The organism is Bacillus sp. EB106-02-03-XG38 (genome assembly GCF_058792175.1).
Map to the genome: position 1 here is coordinate 682,781 of NZ_JBYTED010000002.1, position 22,199 is coordinate 704,979.

The following is a 22,199-nucleotide window of genomic DNA, read 5'->3' on the forward strand; positions in this document are numbered from 1 at the left end:
AAATGCAAATACAGAAATTTCAGATTAGTATAACAATGTTTGTATGAAATAAAATCTGCTTAATTGCAAATAGAACCTATGTGTGTGCAATTACGCTAATAAAATAAAAGGGCATCCCCAAACGGAAATGCCCTTTTATTTCAGGTTTAAATTACACCCATTCCTTTAACATCTCAATTAAACTAGTATAGAAGTATTCACATGCTTCTGTCTCAGAATTAAATGTCTTAAGGTTACTCTTTGTTCCTCGCTCATTATAATATTTCACATTCTTTTCAAAGATATTTAATGAACTCACACTTGTTAAATTTACATCTCCTCGAACCATTTTACCTTGTTGTCTTTAGATTTTCATATCCTCATCAAACTTCTTTACCAGTTAAATTATCAATAAATCTTATTTTTCCATTTTCAGAAACTAATTGTAAATCACTACCTATTGGTAGTTCGTATATTCCCAGAATAGCCGGTTCAATATTTGCTACAGTATTAAAATCACATACTACTAAATTATCAGGATTATTAATGTAATTATCATCATCAATTTCTGAAAAAAATCTCCAACCATTATCTACCGCATCTATTGATTGCTCTCTCAATATCCATTTCAATTTTCCTGTTTCATTTATTATATTTTTTGAAACAATACAGGCCCCAGCTTTTTCAATAAATTCAATAGGCTCTTTTTGATTCATATTTTTCCATCCTTTCAATTAAACTTAATCTATATGGGAATTTTCTAGCGTATTCAATAGCTGAAAACCCTGTGCTATCTTTAGAAGTTAAATCTAAGTTTGGTTGAGAAAACCACAAATTATATAACTGTTCTAATTCTTCATCTGATTTGTTCAATCGAATTATATAAATTAGCGCAACTTGACCCTTTCCATCTTTTTCATTAATATTAACACCTTTTTCTATGAGTCTTTCACATAATCTATAAGTTTTTTCAATATCATGTTTTCTTTGCCCTAATAAAACATGCAATACGGTCTCATCTTCCTTATTTTTACATAATACATCAATATTTTTATCTAATAAGAAATTACTGATTTCATAGCGTGAAGATAAGTCAGTATTTGACAACGAAAAGAATATCAAACTTTTTCCATCAAATACATTTTTTTCATCACCATCTTTGTATGCTTTCATAAATTCACTTGTATTTTTTAATTTTGCAATTAAATCAATTTTTATTGTCAACACCCCTTTTAATTATTCTAATTTATGGCTTCTATTAGTACTAGGCAATTCAGGACGATAGTTATCTGGATTATTGAACCAATCCCTGAACTCTTTTGGTGTTAACTCACCGTTTAAATATCTCTTATGCATATCAGAATATTTGTGTTCTGGAAGGTGCCCCATATCCCAAACATTTTTTCTAGGTTGACCAGGTTTCCACTCGATTATTTTTTCTGGATAAAGTGGATCTCGTACCAATCCATCTGGCCCTTTTGCATTCTCAAAAGTTATTTCTGGTATTTTCTTTCTAAAGGATGGTCTATTTTTTGGTTCTAAATAAGGTCTATTATCTATAACTTCAGTAATATCCCCTTCACCTTTAATAGTAACAGAGCCATCTTTTGCAATGACCTTTTTGGCAACATCTTTATCCGTACCCTATGTTGTAATCTTAAACCCTAACAATAAAAAAGCAACCCCTGTAAAACCTTATTAAACTACTTCTTTTTCTTCCACTATCGGCAATTCATATGCTGTTTTATATTTCATCATTCCATATATAATGTTTACAAGCCTTCTCATAATACATACCAATGCTTGTCCTTTTGTTTTTCCCTCTTTAAGTTTCTTTTGATAGTATGCATGAAACACTGGGTTTCTAGGTAACTTACTTCCTTTCGCTACTTGCACTTGCTGTACTGCTAGATTATAAAATAAAGCGTGTAGTGCCCTGTTTCCTTGTTTGCTTTTATGTGTCTTACCTTTCCCACCAGAACCAAAGTAAACAGGTGCAATCCCCGCAAATCGTGCTAATTTATTGGCATTTGAAAATCGCCTTACATCCCCAATCTCTGCAATTAATGCCGATGCCGTCACAAGTTCTATTCCCGGCATCGTCTCTAATTGATAATCTAGTAGATTTACTAGCTGTTTTAATTCTCTTTCGATGTATTTCATTTCTGTCTTTTTAAACTCAATGTCCCGTACAATACTTCTTACTAAAAAGTCTCGTGTTTCTTGATATTCCTTCATTGTATGTCCGTCTTCTTTTACAAGTTTTAATATGTCGCTTGCTTTCTTTATTGAACATGTATTGTTGCTAACATCTAATAAAAAAGCTGTTAATCGCTTTATATTCGTCCCCTCCAAACAAGAGGGTGACGGATATTGCTGCCAAAACGCTAATGCTGTTTTTCCATCTAACTCTGAGAAAAACTTTTTATAACTTGGATAATGGTGGTTTAATTGAATATGTAATTGGTTCTTTAATGCACTTTGTGCTTTTACTAACGCATTCCTTCTTGAAACCAGTTGTTGTATCGACCAAAATAAATCGTTTGGCTTTACATCTGGCAATTGATTAAATTTGTTTCCCAATATGCGTGCCACACATTCCGCATCCCAACTATCATTTTTTTGTATCATCACTTGGCTCTTTCGTTCTAAAAATGATAAAGCTGGATTTACTTCTTTCACTACTTGTTCATGATCTACTAAATATTTCGCTAACGCTCTTCCATAACCACCAACATCTTCTAAACCAAATACAACTGATAAACCATCACTCACATACGTCTCTACTTCTAATAAAAACTTCGAAAATGCCGATGGTTTATTATCAAATTGTATTTCTCCTAGTTTCTCTTGCCAGCAATTAATAATAACAGCCGTATGCTGCTCCTTATGTAAATCTACTCCTACATACAAATAGTTCTGTCTATTATGCATAACTCATCCCTCTATTCAATGATTTAGTCATATATAAAAATGTCGGCAACCTTAGTTCGAGCGTTCATCTTCCGATGCGCATAGGTACGCAAGCCTATCCATTTTTCATAACTCTAGTAGTATGTATAGTAAAATGAGCTAATTTTTTAAGTGAGTTTATAAAATAATTGCTGCATGTTGTCCTTTTGTTTGTATTTGCCCGTATGTATATACCCCTCGATAAAAGTTCTCTCGGTCTAACATACGTTTCACTTGCACTTTCGTAAACAACTTTCCTTTCTCAGTACAATACCCTTCCCTATTTAGTCGTTCTGCCAATTTAGTTAGCGACCAATGTTTAAAAAAGTGTCTTAATTCAAATAGTCTACGTACAACTACCGCTTTCTCCGCATCTACTTCTAACACTTTTTGTCCTTTCTTTACTCTATAACCAAACATCACACCGCCCCCCGCATATCCACCTTGTTCTGCTTTCTTCTTTCTGCCTCGACTTAGTTTTAATGCAATTTCAAGTCGTTGATATTGGTCTAATAGCTCTAACATACCATTTACTAAAAAGTCATTTGGGTCATGTGCATATATACTGTAGTTTGGTTGTTCAATTGCTTTCACATCAACCACATGTTTCTTTAGTTCTCGTTGTATTAACACTTTTGCCATATCAGAGCGCCATAACCGAGATGTATTGAGTACAATCACGTGCTTCACTTGTTGATATGCCATATCTGACAATAGTTCTTGTAAGCCTTCACGTTCAATTGTTAATCCATTTTCATCAACAGTTGCACCACTTAGTCCTCTATCTTCATATACATGAAGCAATTGTAAGTTGTTTTCCATACAGTAACGTTCGATTTCTTCTACTTGATACGCTAAGCTGTATCCGTCACGTACTTGTCCTTCTGTTGAAACTCGTACATAACCAACTACTTTCTCTTCCATATTGAGTCCTCTCCCGTTACAGCAATTACAATCCCTGTAACGTTTACCTGTTTTTTACGGATAACGTGTGCATAACGTCCATCCGTTAAAACGTACTTTACGATGATTTCAAAAAATAATACAACCCTTTATTTTTCCCTCTACTATCGTCGTACACTTTACATAGCCATTACAATCTATAAAACAACAATAAAAATTTAACACTTAATGCACTTATAAAATTATAATGTGTCTAATCATTTCTATCCTAAAACGCAAAAAAGCACTTGTTGCCTTTAATTGACAATCAAGTGCTTTAAGTTCATATGTTTTTAAGTAGCATAAATTTGTAAGTTTTGTAGTAACAGTATGACACCTTTTACATGTCATGACAACTACTACGTTAAAACTTACGAGTTTGTACGAGTTCGTTAGTTTCGTATACATTCCGTGTGTTTATATTCATCACCCAGTAAAATGTCATCTCGCCTAAGCTCGTACCTCGTTTTCTTATTCTATCATTGCACATAGTACTCTATGATGGTACAACCATCATAGAGTATGTATTTTCAAACACACTATTATTTTTTCCTATCCACTTCACATATATTTTGTTTTTCATAGATTATAGTTAAAGCTTATATCCGTAAAAATATTTTTGTCCCTTTTCCCAGTTTTCACTTGAAAGTTCGTTTATATAGTCAATAAAATCTTTATAATTACTTGCACTAATAATAGTGTTGTAATCCGCAGGTACTCTTTTACCAGTCCAAATTGATAATAAAGATGGTATTAATTCCATTTTTAATTGCTCCTCATTATTAGCAGCAATCATAACCCGCTGAATCAATTTTTTAGCTAAGTCTCCAGGAAAAGCTAAATTCTGTTGAAAATAATAACTATTTGTATCCTTCTCCTGACAATACTTAAAATAAAAATTTCCAATTTCATCTATAGTTGCATCTTCACCAATTTGATCTTCAAAATTAATAAAGGAATCAATAGAGTCTCTTATAATAGTAGCTGTATCACTGAATTCCTCCCACTCTTCAAGTAAAGCCAATAAATATGGAATTACCTCAAGAGAAAGTGAGGTTGTGGCTGCTGATGCAAAAGTGTCTACTGTTTCTTCAGTTACCTCACTAAGAAAACGGAGATTATTTGAATCCCTTAAGTCTTCATGTGTTGCGACAGATAAAAATACTCTAATACATAAATTCAGAACCGCTTCATCTTTAGTCTGATTCATTAATTGAACTAATAGTGGTTTTTGAGTAAAATCCCCCGTTTTAAATAATTCTATTAAGTTAAATAAAACTTCCGTTTCTGTTAAAGATTTTAAAATTTTTTCTTTTATTTCCGATTTAGCTAAAATTGTTTTTTCTCCAAACCATATACTATTCATAAGATTTCTCGTTTCTCCCATAAATGCACCTACTTTCATTAAATTATCTCTTTCCATTTTCTCGTTGCCATTTCAGAACTTTATTTTGAAAAACAGTAACCTCAGTATGTTGTGGATTATTACCAAATACAATAATCCCATTTTCATTCTCATGTATTTTTAGTACCTTAGCATTTTCTTTACCATAACCCATTTCATGATAAAAATCCAAATTCAAATCATCAATTTGCTCTCGACGAATAGTCGATTCTCCTGTATTCTTTATATTTGAACTTACATTCTCTCCCCCAAAAGATAAACCTTGTACATGGTGACCTTTTTCAAGTTCCCCTCTTCTAACCAACGCTTGATAGTCTGCTCTTGCTTCCTTTAGTTCTTTCCCCTTTACTATTGTAGATTCATCAGGATTAGGATACCAATCAGGGTTAGTTTCGTGTAATTTTTTTGCCTCATCATAATAAGGTCCATAAACATCCTTACTCGAAGAATTATTACCCGTACCCTTAACTACATTGGCTCCTCCAACAGGTACTTTTTTAGCTGTATTTACAGCCTCCGTAGCCTTAGCAGTCATTTTAACTCCTTTTCCTACTTTAGCTATCTTTCCAAATGGTGTAAGGCCGGCTACAGCCATGACACCTGCCCCAGCACGTTCCCACCCCGAAAGTTTTTCGCCAGTAGATGGATCAATACCATCCCAAACACGACGAACATCATACTCACCACTTATTTCTCCAGCTATATCCCTGGCTAATTTTCCACCATCAAATCCTTTTTCCTCTGAAGAAGGTTTACCACACATTGCCCCTTCTTCCATTGTAACATCTTGATTATCTGTGTTACGGAATTTTTCAGCAATTCGTTTCAAATCTTCTTCTACTTGTATAATTGAATTGATAGATGTAAAAACTTTTGGTCTCGCATCATTGAACATTTGAACGAACTGTTGATTAGAGGCACCAATCCATTGAAAACACAAATGATCAATTTCATTACATAAATTATTATGTATAGATTCTAATGCGATTCGGGTATTACTTGCACGATTAGCAACTTCTTCTAGCATTTCAGGTGTTACTTTGATTTGAACCATTTCTTTCCTCCCTTTCCCAATTAAAATTATGAGATAAAAAGAAAAAAATGTAAATACAGAAACTTTAGATTAGTATAATAATGTGTATATAAAATAAAATCTGCTTAATTGCAAATAGAACCTATGTGTGTGCAATTACGCTAATAAAATAAAAGGGCATCCCCAAACGGAAATGCCCTTTTATTTCAGGTTTAAATTACACCCATCCCTTTTAATATCTCAATTAAACTAGTATAGAAGTAATCACATGCCTCTGTCTCAGAATTAAATGTCTTAAGATTACTCTTTGTTCCTCGCTCACTATAATATACTTCCTATACTCCATTCTGTTCATTGAAACAATACGATTCGTTTGGTAATCCATCCTTTAAACTATATAAATCCTTTGACACCTCTTCTTGTAAGAATTTCTGTTCTAACCCATTTTTTCACATGTTTAGAACCTACTCTTTTCAATGATTCTTCTTCAATTATTTCCTTTTAACTATTTCATTTCATTTTCAATAAAAAACAGCCCCACTAAGCTTTTAACACTTAATGAGGCCATTCGATTCACACTATTAATTATGGAACGTCGGTTTATAGAACGAACGATTATCAAGTGCAAAGACACGCTCAGTGTATTCGCCTGGTTTTGTGCGTCCTAATGCGCGGTCCATCATGTTCATTTTTGCATCTAAGTTATCGATGTAGTGCAGAATTTCTGCTTCTTTCACTAATGGTGGTTTTGGACTACCCCATTCTGCTTTTCCGTGGTGAGAAAGGACGATGTGTTGAAGAATTAATACTTCTTCTGCATCGATTTGCAGCTCGTCTGCTGCTTTCCCAATTTCGTTCACCATAATCGAAATGTGACCTAGTAAATTTCCTTCTAACGTGTACGTTGTAGAAATTGGGCCAGATAGTTCGATTACTTTACCAAGGTCATGTAAAATAACGCCTGCATATAGTAAGTCTTTATCTAATGATGGGTATAGATTTGAAATAGCTTTCGCTAAATCAAGCATCGATACAACATGATAAGCTAATCCAGATACGAACTCGTGATGGTTTTTTGTCGCTGCTGGATAGTCTAAAAATTCGTTTTGATGCTTATTTAATAAATGTCTTGTTAGACGTTGAATGTTTGGGTTTCTCATTTCAAATATGTATTGCGTAATTTTCTCTACCATATCTTCTTTTTTCACTGGTGCTTTTTCTACGAAGTCTGAGATATCCGTTACTTCATTTTCATTCGCAACACGGATTTGTTTCACACGTAATTGAATACGTCCTTTGTAGTTTAAAATGTCACCAGCTACTTTAACGATTGTTTCTGCTACATATTGTTTCTCAACTTCTGGTGATACGTCCCATAGCTTCGCTTCAATATCTCCACTTGGATCTTGTAAGATTACTGTTAAAAACGGCTTTCCATTGCTTGCTAGACCTTTTGTCGCTGTTTTAATTAACAAGAAAACATCGACTTGTTCACCAACTTCATATTCTGCAATTTTCTTTTTCATTCGAATTCCTCCACCATATCAGTTACTTTTAGTATAGCACACTACAACTCATTTTCTTTACGCTTACGCACTAATTTTATAATCTGTTTTTCTGTAAAATACGTTAGTAAATGCGCATGGCATGTAAAGAAGATGACTTGCCTATCTTGTGCAATTTCCTTTATGAGTTCAATCGTACGATTTGTCCTTACCGCATCAAAATGCACGAAACTATCATCAATAATGAACGGATAATCATGCTCAAATGTTTTCGCTAACGCAAATCTCAGCGATAAATATAACTGCTCCGCTGTCGCTTGGCTTAACTCATGACTGTAAAAACGCATACCATCGTTACGTTCCACCATGAACGGCTCCGCCTCTGACGGTGAAAAGATTTTACTATATCGTCCGCCTGTTAAATAGACAAAGTACTCTTCTGATTTTTGTAAAATACGAGGAAGATGTACTTCATGATAATATTGCTTCGTTTTCGTTAACACTGTCTTTGCGGCCGCATACGCAGCCCACTTCTTCACTTGTTCACGCACTTGCGCTTTTTTCATTTCCCACTCATGCAGTAAATCACCATACGTACTTCCTTCTTCTAAATTCGCAATTTCCATACGATGCTTCGCAATGCGCTCTGTCAGTTCTTTTTCCTTTGTAAGACAGTTTTGCGCAGTTGTCATTTCTTGCTTTAATTTTTCATCATAACCGTCAGCCTCATAATGTTCAGCTAATGACAAACTCGTTAAACGCTGTTCTAACAAATCAATTTGCGGTAATAAACGCCCTACTTGTTTCTCAGCATCTTCACGTTTTTCTGCCAGTTTACCTGCTTCTAAAAACATCTCTTCATCTGTAGAATGCGCGATATGCCATAAACTATCTCGTTCTACTAACAGTTGTTTCAATTGCTCTTGCATGAACTCATATTCCTCTTGCCATTCCGCTAGCTTCTCTTTTAACTGCTTACAAGTTTGGCGTTTTTCTTTCTCATTTTGCATACGGCTTTGCGCCTCGTGGAGCTTACTATACTCTGCACTACCGATAACAGTTTCTAGTTTATGTTCAAAATGCGAAATCATTTCATATAATGAAGATTTCCGAGCACCTTGTTTCTCTAACTCACGATATAATTGCTGCATTTTTTCCATACGCTCAAACGCCGGTAAGATGTGTGCATACGTATAAAATTCAGGGAACGTATAGCGCATTTTATACACATTTACTTGTTCACTAATGCGGAACGTTTCTCGTTCCCATTCCTCATAGGATGAAACGACTTTATCATACGCTCGCTCCATTTGCTGCAACTTATACGACTCGCGCTCAAATAGTTTACGTATCTCTTCATCTTTTTCTAACTCATAGCGCACAGACATCGCTTCTTCACTTTGTCTCCCGCCAGCACTTTGCTGAAGAGTAAGAAGCTCTTCTTGTAACCCGCTTGACGGATCTTTATATAAAACAAGGGCAAGAACAATCCCTACAAAAATAATGACACTAATAAATAAGAGCGGGCGATTGTCTATAAATAAGCTTGTGAATAAAACGACTGTGTTAATAAGAAGTAACAGAAGACAAACTCTTTGCCACTGTTTTTTCTTTTGCATAGCCGCGCCTGCTTTTTCCTCATACTTGCGCTTCATTCTCTCTGCGCCCATACCGATAAACGCCGCATCTTGGAACGATTTCTCTTTCTCAGCTAATGCACTTCGCTCTTCATCCGCTAACATTTGTTTCTTAATCTGTCTTATATTCTCTTCTTGTTCTTCTAATTGCTCCTGCGCTACTTTAAAACGATCATCAAGCTGTGCTTTTTGCGTTTCTAATTCACGCGCCTTTTGTACTGCTTGCGTAATTAACTCTTTCGTTGCCAAACTCATATCAAACGAAAGAACTGTTTCTTTTTCAAAAGTAGCACCAATTTGTTGCTCTAGTTCTGCCAGTTCTTCTTTTATATTCGTAATTGTTCCTGTCAGATCACGCATTTCTTGGCGTGCATTTTCATAAGACATGTGCTGCATTCGAAGTTCTTCTACATAACTTTCTTTTTGTAAAAACGCTTCATCTATTTGAATCGATTCTATTTCCGATTGCACATTCTCTATTTTTTTATAGAGCGAATCAACTTGTAATTGAAGCGGCTCCATCTTCGCCTTAATCGCTTCATAACGCGCAATCCCGTTTACAGGAAATTGCCCGCTCTCGTTTTCTAACACTTTCTCGTGTGCACGCTTTTCAATAACGAGAGGTTCAAGTGCTGCTAATATTTCATAATCTTGCTTTCGCTTTTCTGCACTCTCTTTTTCAACGCGAACAGTAGCTAGCTTCTCTTCACTTTCTTTTAGCTGATCCACTTGCTTTTCATACGTGCCAATTTTCCCTTGCCACTCTTTCATCTTCTCTTCAAGTTTCTTCATCTCTTGCAGTGACACGTTAATTTCAGGTTTACGCCCGCTTGGTTTAAAGCGCTGATCCATTTCTTTTTCTATCTTTTTATCTAGCTGTAATAACGCATCACTTCCGACTGCACTTGCTGAAAATAAATAATTTCCGATATCCGCTTCACCAAGCTGATGAATGTTTTGAAGGCCGTGCATATCAAATGAAAAAACAGATTCAAATAAACTTTCATTCATCCCGCTTAATATATCGTGTAAAATTTCTTCGCCGCCCGTTTTCCCGTCTTCAAAATAAACGGTCACCTCGCCAGCTGCCGTCTTTGGCAATCGTTCAATTTTCAAACGGCCGTACTTCTCTGTTTCCACAGTCATCGCACCGCCATACTTGCCGCCTTCTTTCGGCTCATAACGGCGCTGTCCTCTCGTCGGAAAACCGAATAAAATACTTTTCATAAATGAGCGAATTGTCGATTTCCCCGCCTCATTTTCACCGTATAAAACAGTCAGCATTGACAGATCCATTTCCACATTTTCTAATTTTCCGTACCCATAAATATGGAGTTTTTCAATTCTCATTTCTTATCCCTCTCTTGCTGGAATAATTGCTCTAAAATAATATTTTCTGCTTCCTTTTGAATCTCTTTCTTCTCTTCTTCTGTAAAAGATTCAATACTATTACGCGCTACAGGAGATGTCCAAATACTGCGCAACACGCCGTCCATATTGGTGAAAGCTTCTAACTCTTTTAGCACGTTACCAACGAAATGATTTTCCTCTTTCAAACGCTCGATTTCCGCAAAAGAAACCGTCTCATTTTTCCACTTCATCGCGTATACGAAATCTTTTCGCTCTTCGCTAGCTGCTAAAATATGAAAAATTTCTTCCACACGTTTTTCATCACGTAAATAAGGAGAAAGTGGCCCCTGACCTGTAAATACGACAGTTAAAAGCGTCCCTTCCTCTTCTCTTCGGAACTCATTCATCGCACTTGATATAACAGTCATAAGTTCATCAACAGTTTCAAGTCCATCAATACTCACTTCCATCTCATCCCACACAACATCCGCCGTATGGAAAAATGAACAGTGCGAACCTTGTTTCGTAAGTTCAATAAGGTACGCACCCTTCTCGCCCGTTTCCTTACGATGACGTCCTTGTATATTACCTGGATAAATAATGCACGGCTCTTCTGATAAAATTTCACTTTTATGTATATGGCCAAGAGCCCAATAATCAAACTGCTTTTCTTTCAGCTCACGAATTTGAAACGGTGCATAGCGATTATGCTCTGCATCTCCTTCCACACTTCCGTGAAGCATGCCAATATGAAAAGGCGCATCACTCATTTTCGTATACTGGGCTGTCATATTATCCGTTACCGCTTGCTGCAAATAACTAAACCCGTAAATAGAAGCTACTAGCTCACCATTTTTATAAAATGATTTCTCTTCTACATAAGGCTCCGTAAACACATGAACATTTTCCGGAAATTCAATTGCTGCCCAGCTTCCCCCTAAATGATCGTGGTTACCGTGAATAATAAAAACAGGGATATCGTACTGCGACAGTCTCTTCATTTGCTCGCGCACAAACACTTGCGCTCTCAAACTTCTCGTCTCCGCATCATACAAATCCCCGGCTAGTAATACGAAATCAACGCGCTCTTGAATCGCTTTATCAACAATACGCTCGAACGATTCAAACGTACTCTGCTTCATTCTCTCCCAAACAGACTGCGGTACATTCATCTCCATCCCTTTAAACGGACTATCCAAATGCAAATCAGCCGCATGTATAAACTTCACTTGTTTCACAAATAACGATCCTTTCTTTTTCCGTACTTTACTACGAATAGTAAATCTAGTGTCCATAAAACTTCCCCTTTATTTTAACACGCAATGTCATATATTTCTTTGCATATTCTAGTGATTTATGCCAAAATAGTTATAAGATTCTGATTTTTATTATTGGAGGGAATTTTCATGGGAGTATACGTTCTAACAGTCTTTGAAAAAGATGGTTCAAAAGCATTAGACGAATCATTCGAGGCGGCAACTGAAAAAGAAGCGAAAGCAAAAGGTGAATCTATTTTACAAGAAAAAGGATTGTATGAAAAAACACATCGCTGCACATCTTCTGCAGGTAAGCTCGTTTTATTCCAGCGCTAAAAAAAGAAGCGTCATCCGCTTCTTTTTCACTCTACTATATCTTCGTCACACCACGTAAACACCACATCTAGAATGCGATTACCGATACGTACGCGCTTATTCCATTTTCCTGTTTGGATCTGATGTTGCAATTCTGCTTTCATCTTTTCCGTCCAGTCGTGAATCGTTTCACTACCGTTGTACGGATATACGCTTGGAAACTCTTTCTGCAGTAGATGCAAGCTCTCTGCATCAAAATGAAAATGGAAGAAGTAGTTTGCTGTAAGCGATGGTTCTTGCAATCGTAAAAAATGATCATCAATTTGCTTTCTATTTCTGTAGAAAGTAAAGATATTCACTTTACCACTCGTAATTTGGTCAATTTGAATTTCGTGCTTCTCTATAATCACGTCTTGCCCACCTCGTTATATACTACCTTTAGTATATATGTCTTTTGCAACAAAGTTAACCATTTTCGCGCGAAATTCATTTCCTTCATTATATTACCTGTACCTCCAAGTACAATCAGAACAAATAAAAACAAAGTTGAAGGGGAGCGATCACATGTATTTCGGAAGCAAAGGTTGGTATGTAAAAGAACTTAAAAAATTAGGTATTCGTACTTATGAAGGTAAAAAACTAGAATCATATCGTACGCATGTGTTATCTAGTTTACTTGAGAGAATGAAGAAGGCTTCGGCTTAATAGATGTAGGAAGCAACTTTGGTTGCTTCCTTTTTATATAGTGGAAAAAAAGAAATAATCCTATCTTAACGTTCTATCTTTACCATTATACTCTCTTGATAAAAACCACCCATTATCAACTGAATCTCTATTACCAAATCTCTTTCTAGATAATCATTCGTACATACTTTAAATTTCCCATACTTATTAACCCGTCCGCTTCCAACATACATATTACCACTTGTTATGACAATTGTTGAATGTGGTTCTGCACGACCCAACACAAAATTATGACCATATTCTACAGAAGCTATTGTGATTTTTTGATGCATATTATGAATTGAACCTATACATTTCTTTTTACACAAATTAACATTACTTTCTTCAGCCCTCGAAAACGCCAGATTCCTGTTAATCTTTTCTGAAGAGGAAGCAACATTCCCCAGCCAAATAAACCTATCAAATATAGTAATAGGTAGAAACATCTACGCTAACTCCCCCATTCTTCCTTCTCGTTTTTATCGACTACAATCTTTTGATGAACTTACAACACTAATTTATATATCAATATAAAAAAATATTATTTTTTCATTCAATTTCGCACTGTTAATTTGTATAGAATACATAGAATACTATTCTTCACCCCAGATGCAATGACAACGCTACACAAAATAATCCACAATCCATTAAATGTAAATCCACCTTCAAATGTGTTAATAATAATTATGTTGCCGATTATTAAAAGAATCCATGAAATGGAATACTGTTTTCCATTTGTAATATATAAAACTCCATCCTCATAACAAACTGTAATTCCTCCACCTTGCCAAACACCAATAGCGAAAGAAAAAAGCGTAACTGCCAATAACTCTGCTTGTAAATCTCTAGTCATTGGTTGCGGCGCCGTATAAGTAATAATCCCTATCATCAGGAGAAAAGTAATAATATGTATCCAGTTTAATTTTGTTTGTTTACTTTGCAGCCAAATAAACAAAATTACTACAGAAATTAAAAACAAAGTTGCCATTTAAGTATTCTTCTTCCTTTCCCACATTAAAAACGTCTGTGTAATGCAATTAGAGCGTCCTTAAATCTCTCATACTTTCTAAAGCATAACATGAGAAAATAATAAAAAAATCGTACAAAAGGGCAAGCCTATAATGTACGATTGGGCATATATAATGTTTTAAAAATGAATTAACTTCCTTTCAATAGATACAGCTACTGCTTCTGACCTTGAATTAACACCTAATTTATTGTATATATTTGTTAAATACGCTTTTACTGTTCGCTCAGCTATTCCCATATCGAATGCAATTTCTTTATTCTTATTTCCACGCGCAATAGCTTTCAACACAAACAATTCTTTTTCTGTTAAGTTATTTTCTTCAACCTTATCAGCATATACTTCTTTCCTTTTATAATTCACTATTTTTTCCATAATATTGGGTTGTAGTAAAATCTCACCTCGAATAGCCGCTTCCAATGTTCGAAACAAATTCTCACGATCCGTATCTTTTAGCAAATATCCTTTTGCTCCTAGCTCAATTCCCTTTAACATTAATTCATCTTCGTTATAAGTAGTTAATATAATAATCGGCGTATGATTTTGTTTTTTATTTAAAGCCTCAATTGTTTCTAAACCACTCATTTTAGGCATATTTAAATCCATTAAAATAACATCAGGTTTCTTTTTTTCTATGAAAGAAAGGGCTTCTTCTCCGTTTGCAGCCTCACCTATAATTTGAAATGAATCACTCGTTTCTATTATTAATTTCAGACCTTCTCTTACAACGAAATGATCATCCACAATTAATACGTTATACTTCATCGCTATCTCCTTCATTATTGATAGGTACTTGAATACACACTTTCGTACCCTTCATCTTTTCACTCAATATATATATTTCTCCATTAATCAATCGAACTCGCTCATTTAAGCCAATTAAGCCGTAATGTCCAGGATTCTTACCGATATATCCAGTGTCAAAACCAATTCCATTATCTTCAACTTCAATAGTAAGTTTTTCAAGGTTATCGCTATATTCAACTTTCAAATGTACATCTGTTGCCTGCGAATGTTTTGCGATATTCGTTAAACATTCACTAATTACATATAAACAATGTTCCTTTACTAATCTTGAAATATGCGGGGGGCTTTGAATAGTAAATCTCACATGTATAGACGTAGCCTCAGAAAAACGTTGAACTTCTTCCTCTACAGCTTTATTAAATGAATTAGTAGTATGACGCAAATCATCAATAACCAGCCTTGCGTCATGTAAAGTTTGTCTCGCTCTTATCATAGTTTGTTTCATAATCTCTTGAGATCGCCCTGTATTCCCTTTTTGCATATGGGCGTCTATTGCTTCCAATTGCATAATTAAGCTCGCTACACCTTGCGCTAACGTATCATGTAAATCCCTTGCCATTCGCTGCCTTTCATTAGCTAATGTCAATTCTTCTACTCTCATATATGCAGACTCTAACTCTTGAATGTAGCTCTGTATACGATTACGTGCATCATATTGCTGCTTATTAATATAAGAAAAAGGAATAATAATTGCTAGTACTAAAAGGAACATAGAGATAAGAATAGCTACTTTATTCACACCATAATTCATACTAATCGCAGTACAAAATATGGCATACATGAAAGTAAAAACCGCCATTACTTTAAATATATTGTTATAAACATATAAACTTTGGGCAATTAAAATAGGCGTTAATCCAACAAAAATAGCTATTGAACCATTTGGTACAATAAATGCAGCAAGAAACACAATGAAGAGTTGTACAAAAAAGAAATACAACAATTGTCTATTCTTTAATGAACTTGCATACCAATGAAAGATAGTATGAATAACAATAATTATTGTGAAGAAGAAACTATCCATTGAGAGAATATTATTACGAAATTCTAAAAGCATTGAAGCTATATATACGAGTGTAATCCATAAAACAATAAACCTTCTTGGAATAAATACCGCTTCCAATACATTTGTATCCACGTCTATATTTGAATTCATTTTTTTCATATTCGACCTCCACCATTATATTATACAAGATGCAGCTTACATTTTGATAAAGTGAAACTTTAATTAGAGGGGCTTTTTCCCATCCCCATTACAGAATATAAATATGAAATATTGCATATCGAAATGCATTGATATAATTGTAAGCGCTTACTATAATAAGTGTATAAAGATTTATTGCATCTTACCATTAAAAAAGGAGGCACTCATATGGAAATCGCAATGGCAGTTTTAAAATTTGTAGGTGGAGTAATTCCATTAGTTCAAGAACTTTTAAAAGCATTCATGTAAGGTTATCATTCAGCAATTATCTATAATAATTATCATACAAATGATCTGTATATCAAAAACAAATTGATACACAGATCATTTGTGTGAGAAAACTTTATACGAGAACTATGTAACCTAGTAAAACAATAATAATGCATCTATCTCAAGTTAGAAAAAGACGCTCACAAGGGCGTCTTTTTCTTATATTACTATATATTCAGGAGAAATCGATTTCATCAAATAGATAAACGACGAATTTCTGTTCCCGTTTATTTTTTGATAACGAAATAATCACTCCAACCAAAAATGCTATAATAAACCCAATCAAACTAAGGGGGCACTTTTATCTTGCACGGAAAACACATTCAATTTCACAAGTTTGGTAACCCAAAAGATGTATTACAAGTTGAATATAAAGATATAGAACCATTAAAAGATAATGAAGTTTTCGTTCGTATGTTAGTTAGGCCGATTAATCCATCTGACTTAATTCCAATTACCGGAGCGTACGCTCATAGAATCTCATTACCTAACATACCTGGTTATGAAGGTGTTGGTATTGTAGAAGATGTAGGTGCAGGCGTTACGAGAGACCTTATCGGTAAACGTGTTTTACCGTTACGCGGAGAAGGTACTTGGCAGGAGTATGTGAAGACATCGGCTGATTTTGTAGTCCCTATTCCGGATTCCATCGATGATTTTACAGCGGCACAAATGTATATTAATCCTCTTACGGCGTGGGTTACTTGTACAGAAACGTTAAACTTACAGCGTAATGACGTTTTATTAGTGAACGCTTGTGGGTCCGCTATTGGTCATCTTTTCGCGCAGTTATCACAAATTTTAAACTTCCGATTAATTGCTGTTACAAGAAATAATAAGCATACAGAAGAGTTACTGCGCCTTGGTGCTGCATATGTAATTGATACTTCCACTGCCCCGCTTTATGAAACCGTTATGGAATTAACGAACGGGCTCGGCGCGGATGCTGCGATTGATTCTATCGGAGGACCGGATGGAAATGCATTAGCTTTCTCCTTACGTCCAAACGGGCACTTTTTAACAATCGGTCTTCTATCAGGAATACAAGTGAACTGGGCAGAGATTGTCACGAAAGCAAAAGTGCACGCGAACATATTTCATTTACGACATTGGAATAAAGAGGTATCACCATATAAATGGCAAGAAACGTTTCGTCACTTAATTCGCTTATTAGAAAATAAGCAATTACGTTTTATGAAAGTCCATTCTACATATGATTTAGCGGATGTGAAAACGGCGGTTGATGTTGTGCAGTCTGCTGAGAAAACGAAGGGGAAAGTATTTTTGACGAGTTATTAAATGCAGTTGAAAAATCTATTTTGATTGATTTTCTCAAAATAGATTTTTTTATGTCTAATAAACCCTACTTTAGTATCCTGGCTTCAACTACCTAAAAAATAACATTGTCAACAGCACTTAAATTGGTTATCATAAAAACGAATATAACAGGAGATGAGCAGATGAATATGATCGAAAAGAAATCTTTTTCAAAAGTTTCTCGGCGGAAATTAGTCGATGAAGTGCTGGAACGTCTACAAGAGAAAATCTTTTCTGGCGAGTATGAAGTTGGTGATCGCCTCCCTACAGAGCCGCAATTAATGGAAGAGTTAGGAGTTGGACGTTCAACATTGCGAGAGAGCATAAAAATATTAGTACATGCCGGCATATTAGAAGTTCGCCAAGGACAAGGTACTCGTATTGTTTCACTCAATACAACGCAAGATTCATTTGAAAAACGACTGCAAGCAGCTAATATACATCATGTGTATGAAGCACGAAATATGTTAGATAAAGAAGTAGCAATGTTAGCGGCACATCGCCGAAGTGACGAGGATCTTTTATACTTAAAAGGACATTTGAGTAAAAGAAAAAATGCCCTTCAAGAAGGAAATTATGTAGCATACATAGATGCAGACATTCAGTTTCATCTAGCCATTGCAAAGGCGAGCAAAAACGAAGTTCTACTTGATTTGTATCAATCTTTCGTACCTGCCCTTCGCCACATTTTAAGCCAATTCATATTAAATACAGTGGACTATGAAGATAACTCAGACATTCATGAAAAGTTATTCCAAGCTATTTTAAAACAAAATGCCGAAGAGGCACGAACATACGCCGTTCAAAATTTGGAGCTGAAATAAGCTCCTTATCTATTACATTTAAACATCAGATGATATACTGAATAACATCTGATGTTTATGAGAGGAGAAAATGAAATTGAAACATCAAAAACGAACTTATTTGTATATACTAGCACTATTTTTTGTTTCTATTAATTTGCGTATCGGAATTACATCAATTTCACCTGTATTAGAAACAATCCGACAAGACTTAAATATAAGCAATTTTTCCGTTAGTTTTTTAACAGCTATTCCTGTTTTTTGTATGGGGACATTCGCCTTACTGACTGGAAAGGTAATTAAAAAATATGGGGCAGAAAAATCAATTATGGCTTGTCTTATTTTAATCGGCTTGGCAACATGTATGAGGGCTTTTACCTTTTCTATTTCCACATTATTCGTGAGTGCTTTATTTATCGGTATTGGAATTGCACTTGCAGGTCCGTTACTATCAGGTTTTATTAAAGAGAAATTCCCTACGAAAATCGGCTTAATGATTGGCATATACTCAGTAGGTATGGGAACTGGTGCTTCTTTAAGTGCAGGGTTAACGATTCCTTTACAACATGTGTTAAAAGGATCTTGGAATATGGCACTCGCTTTTTGGGGTGTACTAACTATTATCGCTATTATGTTTTGGTATCCAGTTATGAAACGAAAAAAGAATACGCGTACACAAAATAAAAAGAATAATGGCTTGCCTTTAAGAAATAAAAAAGCATGGGTGTTCACAATCTTTTTCGGGCTACAATCAGGAATCTTTTACTCTATTACGACTTGGCTTGCGCCGGCAAATCAAAGTATGGGTGTGAGTAGCGAGCAAGCGGGTACTCTTATAACTGTTTTTACAGTGATTCAAATGATATGTAGCTTTTTAATTCCGACATTAGCGGATAATTATAAAAACAGAGCACTTTGGTTATTAGGGAGCATATGCTTTGTACTCATAGGTTTATCGCTTATGATTTACCCATTAACTACACCATGGATTCCTTCGATTTTACTAGGTATCGGGCTCGGCGGTGTATTTCCACTCGCTCTTATGCTACCGCTATATGAAACAAAAACTTCAGAAGATGCGAGTGCATGGACTGCTATGATGCAGTCAGGAGGATATATTATGGGCGGATTCATTCCTGTCCTAGCAGGAATCGCTCGTGATTATTTTAATAGTTATACGCAAGTTTTTATTATAATGGCACTTTTAAGCTTCGTTTTATTCCTATTAACTTTAATTATGAACAAAAGAAAAAGTGAAGCGAAAGATCTTATCTCTGCTTAAATCAAAAATGTTAATATATGGTATAATTTAGTTAAAAAACGAAAGGAGCTTCTAACATGTGGTTCATTTCGGCACTCGCACCTATTGTAATAGTTGGTGGAATTGTAGTATTTGTAATGAAGAGAATGGAACGTAAATATAACGAAGAAACATTAGGAAAGAAAAAATCAAAAGAAGCTCAAAACTTATTAGACAGTTTCATACCTATAGGAATGCTTGTCGGCTGTATAATCGGTTTGATTTTCGGCATGTTTTTCCCCGATTTCTCACTGCTTTCCGTTAGTTTAGGAGCTGGCATAGGCTATTTATTTGGATTTTTCGCCTATGAAATTTATAGCAAGACAGGAAACAACTTTTCCTAATCAAAAAATAAGCGGGACAGTACATAGTATTCATATAAACTATGTACTGTCCTTTATTTTTGCATCAACACTATCACCTTACCTTTCACATCCTATACACCTTTTTTATTGATTTTCCTCTCCTCCCTCTCTCGTATATCCGCTTTTTTATTTTCACTAGATCTATACCCATAGTAAAGTAGCGCACATGTAATAACTGAACCTACAATGTAGCCTAAAAAACACCCTAACCAAAACATAATGTAATCGCCTCCATTCATTATAAATTTTATGTAGTACAACGCTTTACATGCTCAATCGTTTATTTCTATCAACTATACACCCTCTAAACCTATTCATACCATTATTTCTCTCCTTACCTCAAATAACAATTTTATTATTTGTCACAAAGTTAACACCTTCGTTAAACATATATAAAGATTGTTGTATTTCTTACTTTTCCCTTTGAAAACAATATATACTACATTTGAGATAAGCAAGTGTGTCAGCTTATTTTAAATTCCCATACAATACCCCTCACAAAATGCTAGGAGCAATCCTAGCATTTTTTACAATAAGGTTGTGCCCACTTTAAACATATGTAATTATAGTTTCTTTTCAACGTTAGTCATGAAACAAAAAAATCCCCTCAAAGCATAAACTTCAAGGGGTGAGCCTGTTTTTTTATTTACTTATATACGTACAGCTGTACCACTTACAGCAACCATTAACATTCCATCACGAACAACTTCATAATCTACGTCGACGCCAACGATAGCGTTCGCACCTTTTTGTCTTGCAAGTTCTTTCATTTCATCCATTGCGATATCACGAGCTTCTTTTAGTTTGCTTTCGTAAGAACCAGCACGACCACCGACAACATCACGAACAGAAGCGAATAAATCGCGGACAATGTTTGCACCCATAATAGCTTCACCATTTACAATATCGATATACTCAATAATTTCTTTACCTTGAATTCCAGACGTTGTTGTTACAATCATGACTGACACTCTCCTAATAAGTTGTAGTTTGAATAAGCTTTCTTATGTCTTTATTATGACATGGAACAAGTAACTAATCTATTGAATTACCTTACAGGAGTGTGACAATTTTGTAAGAATATAATGCCTATTCTGTTTAATAAAGCGCTTTAATATTCGGGTACATAAACGATTCTCTATTTTCTTTCCAATCCTTTTCTACTTCTTTAAACGTTGGTCGCCCTAATTCTTCCTTGTTTCCCTTTTTATGAAACCATTTCTTCACATACTTCTCTCCATTTTTATTTTGAACTGTACAAAGGAAACTGTTACTACTATCCTTTAATATTTTTACAATCACGACAAGACACCCCTTCTCTCTTAAACTTGATCTTTTACTATAAGCCCTTCCTCTCTTATAGTCATACGACTCCTCGGTCGCGCCAAAGTTGTAAGATCAAAAAACGATATTCACTATATTTAATATACGAAGTACATATTATTTATAGAAATCAGAGTTATACGCATTGTGCTTATCAAATATTTTATAAATTTCTAACTTATCATCTAATGTTGCATCTACTAAAATTAATATATTTCCATCGTGAATGTATTCTTCATATTTCTTAGCATGTTCTTCAGGAATGCCTAATCCGATAAAAGCTCCTATTAAACTTCCAGCTCCTCCGCCAATACCGGCTCCGCCAATAGCTGCTGCGATAGGTCCCGCTGCTACAATTGGGCCCAGTCCAGATACGGCAAGTACACCAAGACCTGTTAATAAACCACCGAGTCCACCTGCTACTCCTCCAGCTACAAGCCCTGTCGCTGAAAAGATATCCGCTTTATGTGCAGTTTCATGATTCACTTTTTCACCCGATTTTTCTTCCAGGTGTTCAATTTCCTCTTGATCCTTCGCAATAGCTGAAATGTTATTAGCCGCATATCCTTTATCTTTTAATTCATTAATAACGAGTGCTGCATCATCAATTGTTCTAAAAACACCTACTATTTTTCTATCTACATTCATAACTAGCAACCTCCTAATTTTTTATATCATTTATCTTT

At 35.1% G+C, this 22,199-nt stretch carries 24 protein-coding genes and 1 pseudogene; 7 read left to right on the forward strand and 18 right to left on the reverse strand.

The genetic code is table 11. The features are described 5' to 3' along the window. Positions 1-362: 362 nt before the first annotated feature. The 10 genes from AC3WTI_RS12900 to AC3WTI_RS12945 form a co-directional block, all read right to left on the reverse strand. Positions 363-695 (reverse strand): DUF2185 domain-containing protein, encoded by a 333-nt coding sequence (locus AC3WTI_RS12900; RefSeq protein WP_097840722.1) that lies wholly within the window; start codon positions 693-695, stop codon positions 363-365. Continuing rightward, on the reverse strand, positions 673-1,206 hold the full coding sequence (locus AC3WTI_RS12905; RefSeq protein ID WP_087957613.1) for an ankyrin repeat domain-containing protein: 534 nt from the start codon (positions 1,204-1,206) through the stop codon (positions 673-675). Before AC3WTI_RS12905 ends, AC3WTI_RS12900 begins: the two co-directional genes overlap by 23 nt. A gap of 9 nt (positions 1,207-1,215) precedes the next feature. Continuing rightward, entirely contained in the window at positions 1,216-1,443 is a 228-nt protein-coding gene (locus tag AC3WTI_RS12910) for an HNH/ENDO VII family nuclease (RefSeq protein WP_253621515.1), read from the reverse strand. 234 nt (positions 1,444-1,677) lie between these two features. Then, on the reverse strand, positions 1,678-2,913 hold the full coding sequence (locus AC3WTI_RS12915) for an IS110 family RNA-guided transposase (protein WP_087957612.1): 1,236 nt from the start codon (positions 2,911-2,913) through the stop codon (positions 1,678-1,680). 156 nt (positions 2,914-3,069) lie between these two features. Continuing rightward, positions 3,070-3,855: a recombinase family protein gene (locus AC3WTI_RS12920; protein WP_087957611.1), complete on the reverse strand. Its 786-nt coding sequence runs from the start codon at positions 3,853-3,855 to the stop codon at positions 3,070-3,072. A 610-nt stretch (positions 3,856-4,465) separates the two neighbouring features. Continuing rightward, positions 4,466-5,278, reverse strand: a complete 813-nt coding sequence (imm47, locus tag AC3WTI_RS12925; RefSeq protein WP_087952378.1) for an Imm47 family immunity protein — start codon at positions 5,276-5,278, stop codon at positions 4,466-4,468. A gap of 4 nt (positions 5,279-5,282) precedes the next feature. Continuing rightward, positions 5,283-6,332: a WXG100 family type VII secretion target gene (locus AC3WTI_RS12930; protein WP_087957610.1), complete on the reverse strand. Its 1,050-nt coding sequence runs from the start codon at positions 6,330-6,332 to the stop codon at positions 5,283-5,285. A gap of 560 nt (positions 6,333-6,892) precedes the next feature. After that, positions 6,893-7,837 (reverse strand): 3'-5' exoribonuclease YhaM, encoded by a 945-nt coding sequence (yhaM, locus tag AC3WTI_RS12935; protein WP_087957609.1) that lies wholly within the window; start codon positions 7,835-7,837, stop codon positions 6,893-6,895. A 41-nt stretch (positions 7,838-7,878) separates the two neighbouring features. Continuing rightward, a complete protein-coding gene (locus AC3WTI_RS12940) occupies positions 7,879-10,803 on the reverse strand; it encodes an ATP-binding protein (protein WP_097840724.1) in 2,925 nt (974 codons plus the stop codon). Continuing rightward, positions 10,800-12,041: a metallophosphoesterase family protein gene (locus AC3WTI_RS12945; protein WP_142305818.1), complete on the reverse strand. Its 1,242-nt coding sequence runs from the start codon at positions 12,039-12,041 to the stop codon at positions 10,800-10,802. The genes AC3WTI_RS12940 and AC3WTI_RS12945 overlap by 4 nt, the downstream gene beginning before the upstream one ends. Positions 12,042-12,209: 168 nt before the next feature. On the opposite strand from AC3WTI_RS12945, the gene AC3WTI_RS12950 reads away from it, so the two are divergent. Continuing rightward, positions 12,210-12,395, forward strand: a complete 186-nt coding sequence (locus AC3WTI_RS12950; RefSeq protein ID WP_000539551.1) for a YhzD family protein — start codon at positions 12,210-12,212, stop codon at positions 12,393-12,395. Positions 12,396-12,421: 26 nt separating this feature from the next. Here AC3WTI_RS12950 and AC3WTI_RS12955 read toward each other — a convergent pair whose 3' ends face one another. After that, on the reverse strand, positions 12,422-12,784 hold the full coding sequence (locus tag AC3WTI_RS12955) for a hypothetical protein (protein WP_087957606.1): 363 nt from the start codon (positions 12,782-12,784) through the stop codon (positions 12,422-12,424). 154 nt (positions 12,785-12,938) lie between these two features. Between AC3WTI_RS12955 and AC3WTI_RS12960 the strand changes: the two genes are divergently transcribed. Next, entirely contained in the window at positions 12,939-13,079 is a 141-nt protein-coding gene (locus AC3WTI_RS12960; protein WP_000273536.1) for a YflJ family protein, read from the forward strand. Between the two features lie 65 nt (positions 13,080-13,144). On the opposite strand, the gene AC3WTI_RS12965 is transcribed toward AC3WTI_RS12960, so the two are convergent. The 4 genes from AC3WTI_RS12965 to AC3WTI_RS12980 form a co-directional block, all read right to left on the reverse strand. Next, the gene (locus tag AC3WTI_RS12965; RefSeq protein WP_087957605.1) at positions 13,145-13,543 is read right to left on the reverse strand and encodes a hypothetical protein; all 399 of its coding nucleotides are present in this window, start codon (positions 13,541-13,543) and stop codon (positions 13,145-13,147) included. 107 nt (positions 13,544-13,650) lie between these two features. Then, positions 13,651-14,085 (reverse strand): hypothetical protein, encoded by a 435-nt coding sequence (locus AC3WTI_RS12970; protein ID WP_087957604.1) that lies wholly within the window; start codon positions 14,083-14,085, stop codon positions 13,651-13,653. A gap of 159 nt (positions 14,086-14,244) precedes the next feature. Beyond that, positions 14,245-14,889, reverse strand: coding sequence for a response regulator (locus tag AC3WTI_RS12975; RefSeq protein ID WP_000876838.1), 645 nt, complete (start codon positions 14,887-14,889; stop codon positions 14,245-14,247). Beyond that, positions 14,879-16,096 carry a sensor histidine kinase gene (locus tag AC3WTI_RS12980; RefSeq protein WP_087957603.1) on the reverse strand — a complete coding sequence of 406 codons (1,218 nt, stop codon included), beginning with the start codon at positions 16,094-16,096 and terminating at the stop codon, positions 14,879-14,881. Before AC3WTI_RS12980 ends, AC3WTI_RS12975 begins: the two co-directional genes overlap by 11 nt. A gap of 103 nt (positions 16,097-16,199) precedes the next feature. Between AC3WTI_RS12980 and AC3WTI_RS12985 the strand changes: the two are divergent. The 5 genes and pseudogenes from AC3WTI_RS12985 to AC3WTI_RS13005 all read left to right on the forward strand — a co-directional run bounded on the left by AC3WTI_RS12985 (position 16,200) and on the right by AC3WTI_RS13005 (position 20,169). After that, positions 16,200-16,384 (forward strand): annotated as a pseudogene (locus AC3WTI_RS12985) (hypothetical protein). 327 nt (positions 16,385-16,711) lie between these two features. Beyond that, complete coding sequence (locus AC3WTI_RS12990) at positions 16,712-17,704, forward strand: zinc-dependent alcohol dehydrogenase family protein (protein ID WP_142305816.1); 993 nt, start codon at positions 16,712-16,714, stop codon at positions 17,702-17,704. 161 nt (positions 17,705-17,865) lie between these two features. Beyond that, the gene (locus AC3WTI_RS12995; protein WP_087957601.1) at positions 17,866-18,546 is read left to right on the forward strand and encodes a FadR/GntR family transcriptional regulator; all 681 of its coding nucleotides are present in this window, start codon (positions 17,866-17,868) and stop codon (positions 18,544-18,546) included. A gap of 70 nt (positions 18,547-18,616) precedes the next feature. Then, entirely contained in the window at positions 18,617-19,807 is a 1,191-nt protein-coding gene (locus AC3WTI_RS13000; RefSeq protein WP_087957600.1) for an MFS transporter, read from the forward strand. 56 nt (positions 19,808-19,863) lie between these two features. Further along, a complete protein-coding gene (locus AC3WTI_RS13005) occupies positions 19,864-20,169 on the forward strand; it encodes a hypothetical protein (protein ID WP_087957599.1) in 306 nt (101 codons plus the stop codon). Positions 20,170-20,840: 671 nt separating this feature from the next. Here the strand turns inward: AC3WTI_RS13005 and AC3WTI_RS13010 are convergent. The 3 genes from AC3WTI_RS13010 to AC3WTI_RS13020 all read right to left on the reverse strand — a co-directional run bounded on the left by AC3WTI_RS13010 (position 20,841) and on the right by AC3WTI_RS13020 (position 22,161). Next, positions 20,841-21,152 (reverse strand): YbjQ family protein, encoded by a 312-nt coding sequence (locus tag AC3WTI_RS13010; protein WP_087957597.1) that lies wholly within the window; start codon positions 21,150-21,152, stop codon positions 20,841-20,843. A gap of 136 nt (positions 21,153-21,288) precedes the next feature. After that, positions 21,289-21,492: a DUF4028 family protein gene (locus tag AC3WTI_RS13015; RefSeq protein WP_253621514.1), complete on the reverse strand. Its 204-nt coding sequence runs from the start codon at positions 21,490-21,492 to the stop codon at positions 21,289-21,291. 138 nt (positions 21,493-21,630) lie between these two features. Then, a complete protein-coding gene (locus AC3WTI_RS13020) occupies positions 21,631-22,161 on the reverse strand; it encodes a general stress protein (protein WP_087957595.1) in 531 nt (176 codons plus the stop codon). Positions 22,162-22,199 lie beyond the last annotated feature (38 nt).

What these genes read in the sequence shown, in the direction of transcription:
- AC3WTI_RS12960 (WP_000273536.1), top strand. Translation starts at nt 12,939, where the DNA reads ATGTATTTCGGAAGCAAAGGTTGGTATGTAAAAGAACTTAAAAAATTA.
- AC3WTI_RS12930 (WP_087957610.1), bottom strand. Translation starts at nt 6,332, where the DNA reads ATGGTTCAAATCAAAGTAACACCTGAAATGCTAGAAGAAGTTGCTAAT.
- yhaM (WP_087957609.1), bottom strand. Translation starts at nt 7,837, where the DNA reads ATGAAAAAGAAAATTGCAGAATATGAAGTTGGTGAACAAGTCGATGTT.
- AC3WTI_RS12995 (WP_087957601.1), top strand. Translation starts at nt 17,866, where the DNA reads ATGAATATGATCGAAAAGAAATCTTTTTCAAAAGTTTCTCGGCGGAAA.
- AC3WTI_RS13010 (WP_087957597.1), bottom strand. Translation starts at nt 21,152, where the DNA reads ATGATTGTAACAACAACGTCTGGAATTCAAGGTAAAGAAATTATTGAG.
- AC3WTI_RS12900 (WP_097840722.1), bottom strand. Translation starts at nt 695, where the DNA reads ATGAATCAAAAAGAGCCTATTGAATTTATTGAAAAAGCTGGGGCCTGT.
- AC3WTI_RS13005 (WP_087957599.1), top strand. Translation starts at nt 19,864, where the DNA reads ATGTGGTTCATTTCGGCACTCGCACCTATTGTAATAGTTGGTGGAATT.
- AC3WTI_RS12970 (WP_087957604.1), bottom strand. Translation starts at nt 14,085, where the DNA reads ATGGCAACTTTGTTTTTAATTTCTGTAGTAATTTTGTTTATTTGGCTG.
- AC3WTI_RS12915 (WP_087957612.1), bottom strand. Translation starts at nt 2,913, where the DNA reads ATGCATAATAGACAGAACTATTTGTATGTAGGAGTAGATTTACATAAG.
- AC3WTI_RS13000 (WP_087957600.1), top strand. Translation starts at nt 18,617, where the DNA reads ATGAAATTGAAACATCAAAAACGAACTTATTTGTATATACTAGCACTA.
- AC3WTI_RS13020 (WP_087957595.1), bottom strand. Translation starts at nt 22,161, where the DNA reads ATGAATGTAGATAGAAAAATAGTAGGTGTTTTTAGAACAATTGATGAT.
- AC3WTI_RS12940 (WP_097840724.1), bottom strand. Translation starts at nt 10,803, where the DNA reads ATGAGAATTGAAAAACTCCATATTTATGGGTACGGAAAATTAGAAAAT.
- AC3WTI_RS12980 (WP_087957603.1), bottom strand. Translation starts at nt 16,096, where the DNA reads ATGAAAAAAATGAATTCAAATATAGACGTGGATACAAATGTATTGGAA.
- AC3WTI_RS12920 (WP_087957611.1), bottom strand. Translation starts at nt 3,855, where the DNA reads ATGGAAGAGAAAGTAGTTGGTTATGTACGAGTTTCAACAGAAGGACAA.
- AC3WTI_RS12950 (WP_000539551.1), top strand. Translation starts at nt 12,210, where the DNA reads ATGGGAGTATACGTTCTAACAGTCTTTGAAAAAGATGGTTCAAAAGCA.
- AC3WTI_RS12965 (WP_087957605.1), bottom strand. Translation starts at nt 13,543, where the DNA reads ATGTTTCTACCTATTACTATATTTGATAGGTTTATTTGGCTGGGGAAT.
- AC3WTI_RS12975 (WP_000876838.1), bottom strand. Translation starts at nt 14,889, where the DNA reads ATGAAGTATAACGTATTAATTGTGGATGATCATTTCGTTGTAAGAGAA.
- imm47 (WP_087952378.1), bottom strand. Translation starts at nt 5,278, where the DNA reads ATGAAAGTAGGTGCATTTATGGGAGAAACGAGAAATCTTATGAATAGT.